Origin of the sequence: Aquimarina algiphila (assembly GCF_947494415.1) — a bacterium.
Classification (GTDB): Bacteria; Bacteroidota; Bacteroidia; order Flavobacteriales; family Flavobacteriaceae; genus Aquimarina; species Aquimarina algiphila.
The window spans coordinates 51,812-68,854 of sequence record NZ_CANLVC010000004.1 but is presented as its reverse complement, the minus strand read 5'-3'; the positions used below and the strand labels follow the sequence as shown (position 1 = coordinate 68,854).

General features: G+C 33.6%; 19 protein-coding genes. 6 read left to right on the top strand and 13 right to left on the bottom strand.

Going from position 1 to position 17,043, the window contains the following annotated elements:
• On the bottom strand, positions 1–354 hold the full coding sequence (locus PQF96_RS06940; RefSeq protein WP_271765530.1) for a hypothetical protein: 354 nt from the start codon (positions 352–354) through the stop codon (positions 1–3).
• Positions 355–415: 61 nt separating this feature from the next.
• Entirely contained in the window at positions 416–2,101 is a 1,686-nt protein-coding gene (gene recJ / locus PQF96_RS06935; protein ID WP_271765529.1) for a single-stranded-DNA-specific exonuclease RecJ, read from the bottom strand.
• A gap of 128 nt (positions 2,102–2,229) precedes the next feature.
• Between recJ and PQF96_RS06930 the strand changes: the two genes are divergently transcribed.
• Positions 2,230–2,820: a carboxymuconolactone decarboxylase family protein gene (locus PQF96_RS06930; protein ID WP_109436407.1), complete on the top strand. Its 591-nt coding sequence runs from the start codon at positions 2,230–2,232 to the stop codon at positions 2,818–2,820.
• Between the two features lie 59 nt (positions 2,821–2,879).
• Here the strand turns inward: PQF96_RS06930 and PQF96_RS06925 are convergent, their stop codons facing one another.
• From PQF96_RS06925 to PQF96_RS06880, 10 genes are all read right to left on the bottom strand, one after another.
• Complete coding sequence (locus PQF96_RS06925) at positions 2,880–3,533, bottom strand: response regulator transcription factor (protein ID WP_109436406.1); 654 nt, start codon at positions 3,531–3,533, stop codon at positions 2,880–2,882.
• A gap of 144 nt (positions 3,534–3,677) precedes the next feature.
• Positions 3,678–4,460 (bottom strand): sensor histidine kinase, encoded by a 783-nt coding sequence (locus PQF96_RS06920; RefSeq protein WP_271765528.1) that lies wholly within the window; start codon positions 4,458–4,460, stop codon positions 3,678–3,680.
• Positions 4,461–4,503: 43 nt separating this feature from the next.
• Positions 4,504–5,217, bottom strand: a complete 714-nt coding sequence (locus PQF96_RS06915) for a hypothetical protein (protein WP_271765527.1) — start codon at positions 5,215–5,217, stop codon at positions 4,504–4,506.
• A gap of 71 nt (positions 5,218–5,288) precedes the next feature.
• Positions 5,289–5,945, bottom strand: a complete 657-nt coding sequence (locus PQF96_RS06910; RefSeq protein WP_271765526.1) for a hypothetical protein — start codon at positions 5,943–5,945, stop codon at positions 5,289–5,291.
• 27 nt (positions 5,946–5,972) lie between these two features.
• Complete coding sequence (locus tag PQF96_RS06905; protein WP_271765525.1) at positions 5,973–6,752, bottom strand: hypothetical protein; 780 nt, start codon at positions 6,750–6,752, stop codon at positions 5,973–5,975.
• Between the two features lie 221 nt (positions 6,753–6,973).
• Positions 6,974–7,672 carry a M50 family metallopeptidase gene (locus PQF96_RS06900; RefSeq protein ID WP_271765524.1) on the bottom strand — a complete coding sequence of 233 codons (699 nt, stop codon included), beginning with the start codon at positions 7,670–7,672 and terminating at the stop codon, positions 6,974–6,976.
• Between the two features lie 96 nt (positions 7,673–7,768).
• Positions 7,769–8,110 carry a HopJ type III effector protein gene (locus PQF96_RS06895; protein ID WP_271765523.1) on the bottom strand — a complete coding sequence of 114 codons (342 nt, stop codon included), beginning with the start codon at positions 8,108–8,110 and terminating at the stop codon, positions 7,769–7,771.
• A 21-nt stretch (positions 8,111–8,131) separates the two neighbouring features.
• Positions 8,132–8,803: a 16S rRNA (cytidine(1402)-2'-O)-methyltransferase gene (gene rsmI, locus PQF96_RS06890; RefSeq protein ID WP_271765522.1), complete on the bottom strand. Its 672-nt coding sequence runs from the start codon at positions 8,801–8,803 to the stop codon at positions 8,132–8,134.
• 61 nt (positions 8,804–8,864) lie between these two features.
• On the bottom strand, positions 8,865–9,209 hold the full coding sequence (locus PQF96_RS06885) for a DoxX family protein (protein ID WP_109436398.1): 345 nt from the start codon (positions 9,207–9,209) through the stop codon (positions 8,865–8,867).
• 18 nt (positions 9,210–9,227) lie between these two features.
• Complete coding sequence (locus tag PQF96_RS06880; protein ID WP_271765521.1) at positions 9,228–10,043, bottom strand: hypothetical protein; 816 nt, start codon at positions 10,041–10,043, stop codon at positions 9,228–9,230.
• Positions 10,044–10,215: 172 nt separating this feature from the next.
• On the opposite strand from PQF96_RS06880, the gene PQF96_RS06875 reads away from it, so the two are divergent.
• From PQF96_RS06875 to PQF96_RS06860, 4 genes are all read left to right on the top strand, one after another.
• Positions 10,216–10,863: a thymidine kinase gene (locus PQF96_RS06875; RefSeq protein ID WP_109436396.1), complete on the top strand. Its 648-nt coding sequence runs from the start codon at positions 10,216–10,218 to the stop codon at positions 10,861–10,863.
• Positions 10,856–11,968 carry an alanine racemase gene (gene alr / locus PQF96_RS06870; protein WP_271765520.1) on the top strand — a complete coding sequence of 371 codons (1,113 nt, stop codon included), beginning with the start codon at positions 10,856–10,858 and terminating at the stop codon, positions 11,966–11,968. Before PQF96_RS06875 ends, alr begins: the two co-directional genes overlap by 8 nt.
• Before the next feature lie 101 nt (positions 11,969–12,069).
• Complete coding sequence (mscL, locus tag PQF96_RS06865; protein ID WP_271765519.1) at positions 12,070–12,483, top strand: large-conductance mechanosensitive channel protein MscL; 414 nt, start codon at positions 12,070–12,072, stop codon at positions 12,481–12,483.
• A gap of 233 nt (positions 12,484–12,716) precedes the next feature.
• Entirely contained in the window at positions 12,717–13,709 is a 993-nt protein-coding gene (locus PQF96_RS06860) for an aspartate-semialdehyde dehydrogenase (protein ID WP_109436393.1), read from the top strand.
• 83 nt (positions 13,710–13,792) lie between these two features.
• On the opposite strand, the gene PQF96_RS06855 is transcribed toward PQF96_RS06860, so the two are convergent.
• Entirely contained in the window at positions 13,793–16,339 is a 2,547-nt protein-coding gene (locus tag PQF96_RS06855; RefSeq protein ID WP_271765518.1) for a M14 family zinc carboxypeptidase, read from the bottom strand.
• A 193-nt stretch (positions 16,340–16,532) separates the two neighbouring features.
• On the opposite strand from PQF96_RS06855, the gene PQF96_RS06850 reads away from it, so the two are divergent.
• Positions 16,533–16,901, top strand: a complete 369-nt coding sequence (locus PQF96_RS06850) for a DoxX family membrane protein (RefSeq protein WP_109436468.1) — start codon at positions 16,533–16,535, stop codon at positions 16,899–16,901.
• Positions 16,902–17,043 lie beyond the last annotated feature (142 nt).

The following is a 17,043-nucleotide window of genomic DNA, read 5'->3' as shown; positions in this document are numbered from 1 at the left end:
TCAGTTAAGAGGCAAATTATTCATCCAGTTTTGCAGCTCTACTTTATAGATAGTCCCATTAATGAGTTCCTGTATTTGAAGAAGTTCTTCCTTATTTACGGCAAGATCTATTTTATCCGAAGGTGTTCTTAATAACAAAGATCTGCAATGTTGAGTATCTTTACATTGACTACAACACTGGGTTTGAAGAGTAGTTCTACAAGCACCAGAAAAATCTTTAAGCTCATTTAGAGAAAGTAAAAAACCAATATCTTTAAACACCAATTGAACTCTGGACATTGAAATATGATTTTCTTGTTTCCAAAAGAAAGAAATGCCTAACTCATTACTGTAAATTTTATCTATAGCGCTCATTCTGAATACATATTTGTATCAAAAATAATAACTATTTATAATAAATCTAAATAAAAATAAGTTAATTTATATCTTTCAGTTTTAATTGAAGCGATACTTTTCCATTCCATTCATTTTCATCAATAGTATAAGCTGTCTTAAAATGTTGCTTTTGGTTAATCAAATTGTATTTTGATCCAAGACCAAAACCGATACACCCTATGGCAATATCATTTTTTTGCACTTTACATTTTAGATGCTTTTCATCTGCTCCTACACATTTACCATACCCTGTATCTTTTACTCCTTCGGTCATAAAAACCGGCGTCATGTTTCCTGGACCATGCGGCCCAAATTGTTTTAATATCCTATAAAATCTGGGAGTAATTTGGTCTAATTCTAACGGCGTATCAATGGTGATCTCCGGAATTAGCATCTTTTTATCAATAGTTGTCGATACAATTTCTTCAAATTTATTTTTAAAAGATGGATACTGTTCTTCTAATAACGTAAGTCCCGCAGCATATTTATGTCCGCCAAATTGCTCTATATAATCAGAACAGGCATGTAAAGCATTATAGACATCAAATCCTTTTACTGATCGCGCAGAAGCTGCCAGTTTTGAACCACTTTTGGTAAACACCAATGTAGGGCGATAATATGTTTCTGTTAATCTAGATGCTACAATACCTATGACTCCTTTATGCCAATTTTCCTCATACACTACAGTAGTATATCGATCTTCTTCATTATTTTCCAGTATTTGTGCCAATGCTTCCTGAGTAATTTTTTTATCTGCATCTTTCCTATCGCTATTATAGGCTTCTATTTCTGAAGCGTATTGTAATGCAGTTTCAAGATTTTCTTCAGTTAATAAGTTTACCGCATGCAATCCATGTTTCATTCTCCCTGCAGCATTAATTCTTGGAGCGATCATAAATACAACGTCTGTTATTGTCAATGTTTCTTTTTTGACTTCTGATAACATTGCTTTAAACCCTATTCTTGGATTTGTATTAATGACTTGTAAACCATAATATGCTAGTATACGATTTTCTCCAGTAACCGGCACAATATCTGCTCCTATTGCAGTAGCCACCAGATCTAGATATGGTAATAAATCATTTATGGTTTGATCTTGTCCTTCTGCTATGGCTTGAATCAACTTAAAACCTACTCCACAACCGCATAATTCTTTATATGGATATTCACAGTCTTCACGTTTTGGATCCAAAACTGCGATAGCATCAGGAATTTTATCTCCTGGTCTATGATGATCACAAATAACAAAATCTATCCCTTTTTCTTTGGCATACGCTACTTTTTCGATCGCCTTAATCCCGCAATCTAAGGCTACAATCAAAGAAATATCATTATCATGAGCATAGTCGATACCTTTATATGAAATCCCATACCCCTCTTCATATCGATCTGGGATATAAGTTGCGATTTGTTCTGATAATGTTTTTAGATAAGATGATAATAATGCCACCGAGGTTGTTCCATCTACATCATAATCCCCATATACCATTATATTTTCACCTTCTACAAGTGCCTTTTGGATTCTGGAAACCGCCAGATCCATATCTTTCATCAAAAAAGGATCATGAAGATCATCCAGAGAGGGCCTAAAGAATTTTTTAGCCTGATCAAAGGTTTCTATCCCTCTTTGTATCAGCAAAGAAGCTATAATAGTATCTACATTAAGGGCTTCAGCCAAATGTTGTATTGTTGTTGTATCCGGTTTTGGTTGTAGTGTCCATCTCATTCGTGCAGTAAATTCCGATATTAAAAAATCCAAAGTACAAAAAACATCTTGACCACTCTTGATTTGACATTAGTTTTGTATTTTGTCTCGCTTAAAATTTTACATTTAAACTCAAAACACATATACACATGGCATTAGTAACACCATTGTCTGCTGATCACGATCCAGAAACCAGAGAATTAGCAGAATTTTTTAATGAGACCTTAGGTTTTTGCCCCAATTCGGTACTTACCATGCAAAGAAGGCCAGCAATTTCTAAGGCATTTATTAACCTTAATAAAGCTGTAATGGCTAATGAAGGCAGGGTAACTTCTGCCCTCAAACGTATGATTGCCTGGGTAAGTAGTAACGCTACAGGGTGTCGATATTGCCAGGCACATGCTATACGCGCTGCAGAGCGTTATGGGGCAGAACAAGAACAGTTAGATAATATTTGGGAATATAAAACTCACCCTGCTTTTAGTGATGCAGAACGCATAGCGCTTGATTTTTCGCTTGCAGCATCTGTCATTCCTAACGCTGTTGATGATAACATCAAAAAAGAGTTATATAAATACTGGGATGAAGGAGAGATTGTAGAAATGCTAGGAGTGATTTCTTTATTTGGGTATCTAAATCGATGGAACGATTCTATGGGTACTATGGTCGAAGAAGGTGCTATCGAATCTGGCGAACAATATCTTGGTAAACATGGTTGGGAAAAAGGAAAGCATGTTTAAAATATGAATAGTAAACCTCGCAGATTTTAAAAACCTGCGAGGTTTATTTTTTGATGGTATCACACCGAAATAATCTTCTCTTTTACAGCTTTAACAATCAATCCTGCTGTGTTTTTTACACCTAATTTATTCATTAAGTTTTTTCGATGTCCTTCAATAGTTCTAACACTTAGAAAAAGTTGTTCTGCAATCTCGGATGTGGTAAACTCATGAGTAATTCCTTCTAAAACTTCTAATTCTCTAGAGGTAAGATGATAATCTTTTCCTATAGCAGGGGGTTTGGTCGTTTTATGTTTTAGTCCTTTTAACAATGCTTCTGATACAAAAGAATTAAAATAAAAGCCTTTTTCATATGTCGATCGTATTGCTGTTTCTAATTCTTCTTGATTGGTATCTTTTAACAAATATCCATTAGCGCCTACTTCCATCAAATACGATATCATTCGTTCTTCTTTATGCATAGTAAGAATAATGATTTTAAGATCAGGATATCGCTCCTGTAGCTTAAGCGTTGCATCTACTCCATTCATATCTTCCATCTCCAAATCTAATAAGATAACATCTGGAACCACATTGTTTAGTTGTGCCAATAAATCTTTACCGCTAACAGCTTCTAATACCAAGGTAATCCCTGGCATTTTTTTTAATAATGATTTTATTCCTTCCCGAAATAAGTTATGATCATCAATCAGTCCTAGTTTTATAGTTTCCATGATCGTGTATAATTAATGTTATTTAGTCATTGCTGTTATATTCTCTTTACATCAACAACCTCAGAGCAAGCTCACAGGGTATGCTTCTGAAAATATATTTTGTTTTTGAGGCAAGCCTCAGGAAATTAAACCCTCTATGAGGAATTAAATCGGTATCTCGACTTTAACCTTCATTCCTTTACTCTTATTTATAAATTGCGATGTTCCTGAGAGTACAGATAACCTACTTTCTATATTTTTAAGCCCCAATCCCTTTTTATGCAGCATATTTTCTCCTTTTAATCCTTTTCCATCATCTTCATAGAGAATTACCAATACATTTTTGTCATTTTTTAATTGGATTTTTATCGTTGTTGCTTCTGCATGTTTTAGTGTATTTGTAACCAACTCCTGAACAATACGATATATATTGAGTTCTTTTGTTTTGATAATCGTTTTTACTGTATTGTTTTGAAAACCAGCAGCAATTTTGCCAGACTCATTGATGGTTTGCACCAAACTTTGTATTGCCTCAATAAGTCCCAGTTTTTCTAAAACTACTGGTCTTAAATCCTGAGAAATACTACGTACACTATGGATCATATCGTCTAAAAAACCACTTGTTTTTTTAGCAATATCTTTAAGTTCGTCTGGAGGTAACTCTGGGGTGATCTGTCCAAAATACAATTTGGTTGTGGTTAACATAGCTCCCACATCATCATGCAATTCTTTGGCAATTCGGGTACGTTCTTCTTCCTGACTTAAGATGGATGTTTTTAGTAATTCTTTTTGATAATCAGATTCTATTTTTTGATGTTTTTGTTGTTGTGCCAATAATCTACGTTGGTAGAGAATAAAGAATATAATCACCGATAAGGATAGTAAAAAAATCACTACCATACCAATGATTATAATCTTTAAGGTTATTTCTTGTTCTGATTCTACCATAAAGTGATTTTATAAACTAGCAAAGCACCATATCAAAATTAGTTTATTCAGGTGGCACACAAGTTGGCGGGCATGGTGTTAAGTATTCATAAATAAACTCCCCAGATTTTAATAACTCTTTACCATCTTTATCCATCTCTGGCAAAAACACTGTAGTAAATTTACCTTTTGGATTAACTCCCCACACCAGGTTTATACTCTTAGATCTACTTTCTAGCATATGCATTGCAGCATCAGCAGACATACTAAAATAACGAATCCGTTCCCCATCATAAGCAACTGTTTCTTGCAGCGATTTTCCTTTTATTTTTTGTTGCCAGGTCAAAACGAAATCTACTGCATCATTGGGTTGTAAAACATGAGAAGCTACTGCTTTGGATAATGCCATTGTTTCAAACTGTTTTGATTTCTCGGTAAATAGTTTATGTACTTCTTTTTGCAATGAGACTGGTTTTGCCAACACTCCTTTTGTAATATCACCATTGGGATTCACCCCTGCTACCCGAATTTGCAGCTGTTCAGCCTCTACTTCCAAAATAAAACGAACGGTAGATACATTAGGTAAACTTAAGGCTTGCTTTAACGCATCTTTAGAAATATTAAATCCATCTTCTGGGCTCCCGAAAACCTTTTCTGGGTTCACAGTTTTCCAGTTTAACGTCAAATCTTGTTGCTCCAGGGCATCAGGAGTCTCTTCTTTTTGACAAGCCATAACTAATCCTAACAGGATTATAAATACTACATGATTTGTTTTCATAATTTTAGGTTTTAAAAGGTATATAAATATAATTCAAAATAAACAGGAATATTTCCTCATCAATTGAAACTTTATGTATTCTGTTTCTTTGGATTTACCCATAAAGCAATCGTATAGAAAATAGTAAGAACGATATTAACAATAGCATGAAGTCCCCAAAGGATTAAACTAGCTTCTGTTACTCCTTTAAATAATGTGTTATTCATATAAAACAGAATCAGGTTACTGGAAAAATAAATCAAGAACCCCGAATTGATCCAAAACATAGGATTGCTCTCCAGCGTTCTATATTTTACTTCTTTCAATAAAGCATAAAAATAACTTAATGCAAAAAAGATAACGATTAAACCCATAACCGTAGTCACATTAGAATTAAAGGTCTTCAGGCTTTGAAAAAACAAGGTATTGATGATCGCAAATACAGTAAAACAAATACTTAAGAAAACAAAAAAATGTTTTGCAAACACCTTGTTTAGTTCATTCTTATAAATATTAACAATGAGCAAAAACTCGATAATAGTATAGAAATGATAAACTGGTAGATTATTTATTTTTTTATACCAAAGTATCCACGAAACAATTTCAACTAAGCAAGTAAGTATTACTAGGGAAAATAACCTTTTTTGTAAATAATTAAAAACTCTAAATTTAAAAATAGACACGACTAAAGGAGCTAATAAAAGAATAGAAGCTATTAATGTTAAATTTTCAAACAACTCTTCACTCATGAAATCTATTTTCAAATAATTATATACTTATTCTTGTGTACAAGTTGGAGGACATGGTCTAAGATATTCGGCAAAAACCTCATTTGATGCAAATTCAAAAACTCCTTTAAGACCAAATCCTGATTTTTCTTTATTTTGAGACCCATCTATTTGAAATCCTAGTACCGGGGTAAAAGAAATCATGTTTTTCTTGTTAAACTTATTCATGTCAATTCCGGGATAGAGACTAACACCCAATAAACTATCTCGTAACCCATCAATATACCCTACCATTCTGTCTATCTCAAAACGTTCTACACGTATTATAGATTCTTCATCTAATTGGTCTTTTTTACCCCAGCAATGAAACAGATCATCTATGATATGTATCTCAGCATCTTCCCAGTTTTTACAAATCATTTCTTTAAAGGTATCAGGCACAATCTCTGCAGCTATCTTTCCTCCTCCTATTTCTCTTCTTTCTCGTTCAATATCTAATTTTGTTTTAGGTTTTAGCTCATATTCTTTACTTTTATTTCCATCATATATTACTTTAAGAATGGGGCTAAATGTAAGTTTCTCTCGATATCCTTCTTTAAGTGATAAAAACACGGTGAGTTTTTCAATTTTTTCGATCGCCTTAAATTCTTCCAAGTTCCCTTGTTTCATATCAAAACGCGCTACGCGATGATATTGTCCTTTAGTTTTTTCAAATTTGTGAAAATGATGCGCTAATTTCAATACATCTTCTCTGCACCACTCTTCGGTTCTTGATTCGAAAATCTCTGGAGTGATTACCTCGTCTTTTTGTGTGATTACGTCTTTCATTTTGTGTTTGTTTAGTGGTTTACTAATATAAATACTAAAGCTAATCAAAAAAACGACTCCTAACTAATTACCAACATGTTAACAAGTACTATATGGTATTAAAACACGTATTTACCACGTGTTTTATTTCTGACATTTAAGATATTTTATTTCAAAGTCTACCCTCACAACGTATGCATCTAAATCAATCTAAAATTAAAATGAAGTTCCAATCATAGTCCTTATTTCTTTAAATAATACCGATAACTTTTATATAACAGATAGATGGTAATCAAAAGAATTAAGATGGCCCACATCCAATAGACACCTGGCAAATGAGCTGCAATCATCTGTGTATCTGAATACTGGATTTTTCCATCGCGTTCAAATTGTTTTGTAAACAAATATCCAATTTGTAAATAAGTACTCAACACACATTGTGTCCCAAGAAACAAAAGTGTAAACGCTTCAAGATTTCTTACTCTAAGAATAGCGATAAAAAACAAAATCGCAGCAAAAACACTCAAAATGATTAATGCTAACAGTGCATGAATCCAAAGGCACAGCGATAATACCATGATTATAATCAATAACCACAAGGTAATTTTGGAGCTGACTTTGTTTCTGGCAGAAGCAATAAGAATAGCTCCTGAGATAGCGGGTCCTAATAACCCTCCTGCAGCAGTTAGTGCTCTGGCAAGCGTATATGGTAAATAACTCGATGAGACATTAGAATAGGCTACACCTCCTCCGTTCTCATAAATCTCCAGATAAATGAATTCTCCCCCAAGCAATAATGCGGTTAGTCCGTGACCCATTTCATGAAACCAGGTCCCTAATAATAACAATGGATATTGTATATATCCAAAATAAGGTAGTTGCCATAGCAAAAAAACAAGCAAGCTAGTACCTATAACAGCAAGTAATGGTTTTTGTTTCAAACGTTTTATAGTTTAGTGTATAAAGCATTATTAAGTTGATAGAACGAAATAACGGTATTTAAAATTATAAAAACGTTTATAAATAACTTGGTGTTATTACTTTTTGAGTAATGCTTCACCTTCAAATGAAATTCCTTCCCATCCTGTTTTTATAAAGTTCCTGATATTCTGATGATCATTGTTTGTTGGAGTGTTTAATACATCCTGATAATATTTTCCAAAACAAGACAATGTCTCTTCTTCATCAAGTTGATGTAGTTTTGCAAAAGAGAATACTTTGCAGGAACCTGAATTCTCACCTGCTTGATTTGTAATATTACCATTGACAAATAACGATGGAGTAAAATCATAGTGAGTGTCAATCACAGCAATGGTCTCTTCAAATTTGACTGTTTTAGGTTCTTGTCTTAGCTTTTCAACAAATGTTGTAATTGTCATTATTAAATTTATCTTTTATTACTATTTATTACCTTCTACGATGATTACAATCTCACCTTTTGGAGGTTTATTTTCAAAATGTTGAGTTACCTCCTTAGCTGTCCCTCGAATGGTTTCTTCGTATAATTTACTCAACTCTCTGGATACAGAAACCTGGCGATCTTCACCAAAATATGTCATAAAACTACTTAGTGTTTTTACTAACTTATGTGGTGATTCATAAAAAATCATAGTTCTGGTTTCTTCTGCCAAAAATTTTAACCGAGTTTGTCTTCCTTTTTTTACCGGTAAAAATCCTTCGAAAACAAATTTATCATTTGGCAATCCACTATTCACTAAGGCCGGAACAAAGGCTGTTGCACCTGGTAAACATTCTACTGCTATTCCATTTTCTACACAAGCTCTTGTCAATAAAAAACCGGGATCACTGATTGCTGGAGTTCCTGCATCGCTTATTAATGCAATAATATCACCGCTTTTTAGCTTTTGAATGATGCGATCTATAGTTTTATGCTCATTATGCATATGATGGCTTTTCATAGGAGTTGAGATCTCAAAATGTTTTAATAATTTCCCACTGGTACGAGTATCTTCAGCAAGAATCAAGTCTACATCTTTTAGCACATTAATAGCTCTAAAAGTCATATCTTCCAGATTTCCGATAGGTGTGGGGACAAGGTATAGTTTAGACATATCGTATATTAAAAACCAAATAGCATTGCCTTTGGTAAATACATTTCATTTAAAGGATTAATTATGGTCTTACCTTTTTACCAATAGTATAAGAAATAATAAGAATTATGATTGCGTATATTGATAGCCCTATACCGTGTCCGGCATAATGATGTGCTAAACTTGCCAATACCAAATCAAAGAAAAATCCAGCATATGCCCATTCTTTAATCCATTTTATCCTATTGGTAAGGATAGCTGCTATTCCTAATAATTTAGCTACTGCTAACGGAATTACTATATATGTTGGATAATTAAAACTTTCAAAGAAACCTTTTATCATTTCTGTTTTAAAAAAATACATCTGAGCAGAATACAACATAATAGCACATAAAGCCACTGTAGCAATCCAATATACAATTTTCATATGTTTATAATTTTATATTTAGTGATCAAATTTACCAAGAACAACATCCATAAATCGTTCTTCATATTCATCTTTTCCTTCCCAGTTATGATAATCTGGTTTTATCATATTTGCGATGAATTCTTCTGCCTCACTCTTATTTCTTAATGTACTAAGTTGAGACAAAACACGATTATAATCGGATGCACTCCCTTCAAAAAGATATTTAATAAAAGCTAATCTATCGTTTAATCCGATATGAATCTCTTTTCTAAGTTGATCATTAAGTGATTTAGGTTTATCATCATCTATTTTATCAAATGGATCAGAACCTATAGTAGATATGCTTTCTTCTCTGTCATTTTTTTCATAGGCGGATTGAGATGATGAAGCATCTGAAAAAGAACTATGTTCTTCTGTTGGAGTTGTTGCGGGAACAAAAAGATCTTCGGTAACCCGGGCATTAATCTCTTCAATTACCAGTTCTGGTTTATGCTCTAAAGCAGAAATATCTTCTTTCTTTTCCTGTTCTTGGTTCTCAACCTGTACAGACGGTTGGTCTAATTCTGGTTTTTCTTCTATTGTTTCTGTTACTACAGGCTCTGGCTCTATAATTGCTTTTATTTTTTGTCGCACTTCTTTTAACGCTTCTGATTCATCAGTATCTAAAGCTGTCTTAATCTGGCCAATGGTAGGTTGTGGTCCCGCAAAATGAGTTTCAGAAAAATTAAGGATAGTCAACTTCTCATACAGTATCCTTGCTTCTTCCTGTAGCTGAGGTAAAGTAGTTTTATCTTTAAGTTGTAGTATTCTATGAGCAATACTTATAAGCTCCGCTTCCAATTTCTTCTTCATAACTTTCTTATTCGTTTGTAATACTGCTTTTTGTTTTTTAATAAATTTACCTCATCTTTAGAGTAATACCAAATAAAGATATAAATGGGTGACTATGCTTTCATCAATCATTTTAAAATTCATTTGGTTTTAAGGAGAAGGGATTTCTTTAATTGATGCTGAAAAATACAAAATGTTTCTCGAAAATACAGTAAATCATAAGGAGCAATTTGGGTGGATAGAGGTAATCTGTGGTTCTATGTTCTCAGGTAAAACTGAAGAATTGATTCGCAGGTTAAAACGCGCTCAATTTGCTAAACAAAATGTTGAAATTTTTAAACCCGCTATCGATATTCGGTATGACGATGAAATGGTTGTTTCTCATGATTCAAATGAAATTCGATCTACTCCAGTTCCCGCAGCTGCTAATATTAGAATCCTGGCAGATACCTGTGACGTAGTCGGAATTGATGAGGCTCAATTCTTTGATGACGAAATCGTAGCAGTATGTAATGATTTGGCTAATAAAGGAATTAGGGTTATTGTTGCAGGATTGGATATGGACTTTAAAGGAAATCCTTTTGGTCCAATGCCGGCACTAATGGCTACCGCAGAATATGTAACCAAAGTACATGCTGTCTGTACCAGAACAGGAAACCTAGCCCAATTCAGCTATAGAAAATCTACAAAAGACGATTTGGTTTTGTTGGGAGAAACCGATGAGTATGAACCTCTTAGTAGAGCAGCATATTACAAAGCAATGCTCAAAGAAAAAGTAAAACAAATGGATGTTACAGATCCTAAAGAAGTATCCAAAAAATCACATAAATCTAATGAGTAACGTAAAAGAAACGGTTCTGGAAATTAATCTGGCACACCTTACTCACAATTTTAACTATTTAAAAAGCAAGGTCAATCCTAATGTGAAGATGTTAGCTGTAGTAAAAGCTTCTGGTTATGGTAGCGATGCTGGAGCAATTGCTAAACATCTTGAAAAAGTAGGAGCAGATTACTTTGCAGTTGCTTATGTTGCAGAAGGAATAGCGCTTCGTGAATCTGGAATAACAACTCCAATTTTGGTACTGCACCCTCAACCGGTAAATTTTCAAAAATTAATAGAGAACCAGTTAGAACCCAGCCTTTACAGCTCTAGAGTACTTAAGACTTTTACAGCAACAGCAAACTCATTAGGTAAAAAAGAATATCCTGTTCATATCAAATTTAATACTGGATTAAATAGAATTGGTTTCTCTGAAGATGATGTTGATCATATTCTTGAAACTATTAACAATACTACTGCGATTAAAGTAGTTGCTCTTCTTTCTCATCTGGCTGCCAGCGAAGATCTCTCAGAAAAGGAATTTACTTTAAAACAAATTAATTCTTTTAAAAAAATTACTACAGAAATGAATGATAGATTAGGGTATAAACCTATTCTTCATCAATCTAACACTTCTGGAATTCTTAACTACCCTGAAGCACATTTTGATATGGTCAGAGCCGGAATAGGGTTGTATGGTTATGGGAATGATGCAAAATATGACCCTGAATTAAAACCTGTGGCTAGTCTAAAATCTGTAATTTCGCAAATCCATAATTTAGAATCTGGAGAATCACTAGGGTATAATAGAGCATTTATAGCTACAAAACATACAAAAACTGCCACCATCCCCATTGGACATGCTGATGGCATCAGCAGACAATATGGTAATAAAAAAGGATTCGTTACCATTAACAATACCCAAGCCTATATTATTGGCAATGTCTGTATGGATATGATTATGGTAGATGTAACTGATATCGACTGCAGAGAAGGAGATGAAGTTATTATTTTTGATACTAAGTATAGCGCATCAAAAGTAGCTGAAAACTCGGGAACAATTTCCTATGAGTTACTTACCGCTATTTCCCCAAGAGTAAAACGTATTGTTATCGATGATAATTGATTTTCATCGAAAACCTCATAGGAATAACACTTGTAATCTTAATCGATCTCTTATTTTTTTGTTAAATTAGACATCTACTAACTATCTAAATCTAATTAAACATGGGGTTTTTAAAAGATTTTAAATCTTTCTTATTAAAAGGTGACATTATAAATCTAGCTACCGCAGTAATCGTAGGTGGAGCATTTGGGAAAATAGTAACTTCCTTTACTAATGATGTATTAATGCCTCCTATTGGTTTACTATTAGGCAAAGTGAACTTTACCGATCTTAAATTTCAACTTACAGAAGCTACTGTAAATGAAGCTGGAGAGGCAATTGCTCCTGTAACCATAAATTATGGTTCTTTTGTACAAACAGTAATCGATTTTATCATTATTGGATTTTGTATTTTTATGGTATTAAAAGCTTACGAAAGAAGTCAGAAAAAAGAAGAAGAGGCAGCTCCTGCACCACCAGCGGGTCCAACACAAGAAGAGCTACTTGCAGAAATTAGAGATTTACTTAAAAAATAATTTCTAAAAGAACATGATTTTTCTATAGCTACCGCTATACTACATATTCTAACTAAACCACCCGATCAAGGGTGGTTCTTTTTTACAAAATGTTATATATTTAACAAATAATACAAATTTTAGTATTTTTATATATAAACACTTGCCATATTAGAAATATTACGCACATTTGCCAGAGTTTAAAAGAGTTTATACGATTTTTGCATAAGCAAAAGCCAAAAATCAATCGAATTATGAAAGTAGCCGTTGTAGGTGCTACCGGACTGGTAGGAACCGTAATGTTAAAAGTATTAGAGGAACGTAATTTCCCAGTAACAGAATTAATTCCTGTAGCATCAGAACGATCTATCGGAAAACAAATTTCTTATAAAGACAAAACATTTTCTGTAGTAGGTCTTACTACTGCTATCGAAATGAAACCTGATGTAGCATTATTCTCTGCAGGAGGAGACACCTCTCTAGAATGGGCACCAAAATTTGCAGAAGCTGGAATAACGGTTATTGATAATTCATCTGCTTGGAGAATGGATCCTACAAAAAAATTGGTAGTTCCAGAAATTAATGCCAAAACACTTACAAAAGAAGATAAGATTATTGCTAACCCTAATTGTTCGACCATACAGTTAGTTATGGCTTTGGGACCATTACACAATAAATATAAAATAAAACGTGCCATTATTTCTACGTACCAATCTATCACAGGTACCGGAGTAAAAGCGGTACAGCAATTAGAAAACGAATATGCTGGTGAAAAAGGAGAAATGGCATATCCTTATCCTATTCACCGTAATGCGATTCCGCACTGTGATGTATTTCAGGAGAATGGATACACCAAAGAGGAAATGAAATTGGTTAATGAGACTCAGAAAATCCTTGATGATCGTACAATTGCAGTTACTGCAACTGCGATACGTATTCCTGTAGTAGGAGGACATAGTGAAAGTGTCAATCTAGAATTTGATAGTGACTTTAATGAAAACGATGTTAGAAAGGTTCTTAATGAAACCTCTGGGGTTACTGTACAAGATAATCCAGATACTAATACGTATCCGATGCCAATTTATGCAGAAGGTAAAAATGATGTTTTCGTAGGTAGAATTCGAAGAGATCACTCTAGAGAAAATGCGTTAAACATGTGGATTGTTGCAGATAATCTTCGCAAAGGTGCTGCTACCAACGCAGTTCAAATAGGAGAGCATCTTGTTGAACATAATCTTATAGGTTAATTAAGCATTATAATGATATAGTAAACCTCCTTGTTTCAATAAAGCAAGGAGGTTTTATTTTTAATTCATCCTAATAATTCTAATTACTCTTTTATTTTAGGAACAAATATATGATTCCCTAAAAACAACGCATTCAAAAACAATCTATTGGTTCCATACCATGACCCTCTAAAATTAGGGTTATCGGCAAACATAATTACACGTCCTCTTCCTAATTTGCTTACAATTAATGATGCAGAAGGTTTTAGATAGTTTTCATAGTTATCAGTAGAAATATATCCATCAATATGTGGATCATCGGTATATTTTGCTACCGTAGCATATGGGTTTTTACTAGGAGCAAGAAATACCTCATTATTTTTATATACAGGAACCGAAGAATCTCGATATCCAAAACCCAGAGGATGTGTAATATCCAAATCAACCTCAAAAATAGCACCTCCTAACTCTTCTCGCCCTATATTTTCTTGAGCATCAGCATATCGCAGCCTTTTTACTGCTTTAGTATTGGATGTGTCTTTCTCTTTTTTGGTAAATTTCTCTTTTACCAGTTTTTTATCAATTACCCATTTTGATGCTCCTGCTATAGTTATCAAAGTATTTCCCTGGGAGACCCAGTCCTTTATTTTTTTCCGTTTAAGAGAATCCAATTGACTATACCTACCCGACACCATAACCAAAGTATTGTATTTTTTTAAGGGAACAGCTCCAAATCTATTCATTCTTAATTTGGTAATAGGCATATGCATTCTTGTATCTAATAAGTGCCAAACTTCGCCAGCCTCATAAGAATTTACTCCTTCTCCTACCAGTAATAGAGCTTTGGGAGTATTCAACTTTCTAAAATTTTGACTTCCTAAATCAATCCCTGACGTACTAAAACCTGAATTAGCAAAATATATAGGTACATCAAACTTAGCTTGCGTCTTTTTAATAATAGCATATACCTCATCACTCGTTTTCTTTTGTTTACTTACAGGTATCATGACACTACCATAATTAAAACTTCTATTTCCTTCTGAAGTTATACTACTAAAAGGTTTAAAAGCCGATGCAACCTTTAATCCTTTTGATTGCATAAAATATAAAGCTGCAGGAGCATTATAATCATCCCAATCCATAACATATGCATAATTAGACCTCGGGACCGTAGAAACATTTACCAATCCATTTGTTGAAGTGATTTCCTCACCAAAGTCACTAGATTTTGTAGCTTGATATTTTATATTATAAAAATTCGCCAAACTCCAAGCCGAAGCATCATAAAATACACTATCCCGATACTTATTATACGTTTCGAAAACAGTTTGTACCATACGTTGTTGAGGCTGTTTTACAGGAACTACAAATCGATTTCCTTTTTTATACACCTTAATCTTATGAAGCAATAATTTATCAATAAACACTTTATTTCTATTTTGATCATAAGCATCTCCAAACTCATAGGCTTCACTTCCTTTTTTTAAAGTATTCTCAACAGCAGATTTGAAAAAATCCTGTTGATATTTACGTAATCGTCCTTTATTTTCTACAGCTGCTTTAACCGTAGCAATGCTAGAGATATACTGATTTCTAATCGTAAAAGGAAACGATATGGTTCCGTAATCAGTATCTTGTAAATGCCCTCGAGAACTTGCCTGTTCAAACAATAATGCCAATCCTCCTTGTAAGTCGGGATAAGAAGAACCATACCCCGGATATGTTCCATCAAAGGCTTCTTTAGTAAAATAAAATGAGCCTATATTATCTAATGCTTTAGAAAAGTATGGAGCGAATAAATCGTTTAAACCTTCATAATTTTCCTTAGGCATAATAGGATCCTGAGAACCAATCGGTTTCATAGGTTCAAAGAAATAGTTGCTATTTGTTCCCATCTCGTGAAAATCAGTTACCACGTTAGGATACCACTCGTGATACCATTTTAATTTTCCCCGACTTTCTGGATTAATTCCTAATAACCAATCTCGATTAAGATCAAACCAATAATGATTGGTGCGCCCACGAGGCCAAGCTTCGTTATGCTCAGCATCATATCCGTCACTCACCAAAGGGTTTCCTTTATACTGATTTGCCCATTGCGTATGTCGATCACGACCATCAGGATTAATGGTAGGGTCAATAAATAATACAGCATTCTCTATATAGTTTTTAATTTCAGCACTATTGGAGGCCATAAGGGTATATGCCATTAGCATAGAAGCTTCAGAACCAGATGGTTCATTACCATGAACATTATATCCAAGCTGAACAAAAATGGGCACTTCATCATAATTCGTAGGTGATTCAGATGGTTTTGTAAATGCCAAATGTTGTTGTTTAAGTTCTGAAAGTTTATTAAGGTTTTCCGGCGAAGAAACCGTAAGAATTACTAGTTTTCTATTTTCATGGGTTTTTCCATAACTGGTAATAGTAGCTCTATCAGAAACTTCAGAGAGTTTAGTTAAATACGCTACGATTTGATCATGACGTGTATGTTGTTCTCCAATAGCATATCCAAGAAATTCTTCTGGGGAAGGGATTTCTGGGTTAAAAGGTGCTTTGTCTTTAAAAAAATAGTCTTGTGCTTTGATAGAAGGAACACATAAAATACAAGCAAAAAAAGTAAGTCTTAAAAGATGTAATAGTTTCATTAGTTTTAAAATAATTAATAAGGTTAGCCCCATAAAAATTCTTGACATCGTTTCTCGATATAGAAACAAATCAACTTTATGTATTTACAGATACGAAAGGTATTTTTTTAACTCTGGTTTTCCTTGACATTTGTAAGGTTTTTAACATTTCTTCCTCTAATACAGCAATTTAATCCCAAAAAAAACAGAACAAATGAATACATTAATTTTAGTGTTAAGAATAGTATTAGGAGCGATGCTTGTCGTTTTTGGAAGTAATAAATTTATTGGATTTATTCCCGGTTTTGAATTTGCTAATCCTGATGCTGGTATTTTCTTTGGTGCTCTCGCTGATAGCTATGTACTTAAAACTGTAGGAATTATAGAAGTACTTGTCGGACTTTTGTTGCTTACAAAAAAGGCTGTACCTTTTGCTTTAATTCTACTTGCACCAATTTCAGTAAATATTATTTTATTTCATGCTACTTTGGATCCTGCAAACATAGGACCAGGAGCATTTGTCTTTGTCGCTAACGCCTTCTTAATTTTTAAATCCTGGAGCACTTATAAAACTCTTTTCTAAAAGCAAAATTTTTCGTTTCTTACAGAAAATTCTGACTGCTCTTGTATAGTTATCCTACGTGTCGCTAAACCCCAAAGCAATGCGGAAGAAAACCCTTAGTTTCTTCACAGGTTGTACAGAGCAGTCTTTTTTATATTTTATT